The following is a 1,298-nucleotide window of genomic DNA, read 5'->3' as shown; positions in this document are numbered from 1 at the left end:
GTGCAGCTAGAATAAAAAGTGGACACAACGTTAAGGAGCGCAAGATAATGTACTTAACGAAAGCGAGGTGTCCCACCGTGGGGGAACAACGGCAGCGGTACAACGAAGAGTTTAAAAAGCAAACGGTCAAGTACGTGCAAGAGCAGACGAAGTCGGTCGCCGACATCTGCGAGGAACTGAACATTCCGAAAAGCACGCTGAATCAATGGATCGCGCAATACCGGCAATTCGACCAAGAAGCGGTCAATCATCCGGAGAAAATTCGGAAGCTCGAACAAACCCTGAAGGACAACGAGGCGGAAAACCGCCGAAAAGAGCGAGAAATCGAGGATTTGAAGGAAGAGCTGGCCATTCTAAAAAAGGCGCTGCACATCTTCAGCAAAGAAAAGAACTAAGGTTCCAATTTATCGAAGATCATCGCTCCGAATTTCGAGTGGAGAAGATGTGCAGCGTTTTGGAAGTCTCAAGGAGCGGTTATTACAAGTGGCGAACGGCGGAGCCATCCGAGCGGCAGCAGCACAAAGAGAAGCTCACCGCGCGCATTAGATGGCATTTCCAGGATTCAGACAAGCGCTACGGGAGCCCGAGGATTTATCAGGAACTGAAGAAAGAAGGCTGGATCGTATCGGAGCGTACGGTCGGCTTCATTATGCGCGAAAACGGGCTCCGCTCCTGCATGTCTCGCAAGTTCAGAACGACTACGACCGATTCCAACCATGAGTTGCCGATCGCGCCGAACGTGCTTCAGCAAGACTTTTCCGCCGTCAAACCGAACGAGAAATGGGTAGCGGACATCACGTATATTCCTTGTCGCCAAGGCAAGCTTTACCTGGCCAGCATCTTGGATCTGTACACGAAGCAGATTGTGGGGTGGAACCTCAGCGATCACATGACAACGGACCTGGTGTTAGTGGCGCTGAAGCGAGCGCATGCCGCGAAAAGACCGAAAAAGGGGCTCATTCACCACTCCGACCGCGGATCCCAGTATGCGTCCAATGAATACCGAAAGCACCTGAAGAAGCTTGGCATAAAGGCCAGCATGAGCCGGAGAGGGAATTGTTACGACAATGCGTGCATAGAGGCGTTTCACAGCATCCTGAAGCGCGAATTAATCTACTGCCGTCCCAAGTTCAAGACCAAGCAGGAAGCCTACGACCAGATGTACCGATACATTGAGTTCTTTTATAATCGAAAACGGTCCAACAGTACCTTGGGATACATCTCGCCCATCCGTTTCGAGCAGCTTTACTACGAGAAAATAGCTTAACTTGTTTGTCCACTTTATTGACAGAGGAGCA

At 50.6% G+C, this 1,298-nt stretch carries 2 protein-coding genes; both read left to right on the top strand.

Translation table 11 applies throughout. From position 1 onward, the window contains the following. Positions 1–47: 47 nt before the first annotated feature. Positions 48–395, top strand: coding sequence for a transposase (locus ACFPB1_RS27365; protein WP_379229383.1), 348 nt, complete (start codon positions 48–50; stop codon positions 393–395). 11 nt (positions 396–406) lie between these two features. After that, on the top strand, positions 407–1,267 hold the full coding sequence (locus tag ACFPB1_RS27360; protein WP_379229384.1) for an IS3 family transposase: 861 nt from the start codon (positions 407–409) through the stop codon (positions 1,265–1,267). The last annotated feature ends 31 nt before the right edge of the window (positions 1,268–1,298 follow it).

The organism is Paenibacillus sp. GCM10023250 (genome assembly GCF_042653205.1).
Lineage (GTDB): Bacteria > Bacillota > Bacilli > Paenibacillales > Paenibacillaceae > Paenibacillus_Z.
This window is presented reverse-complemented; position numbering and strand designations above follow the sequence as displayed.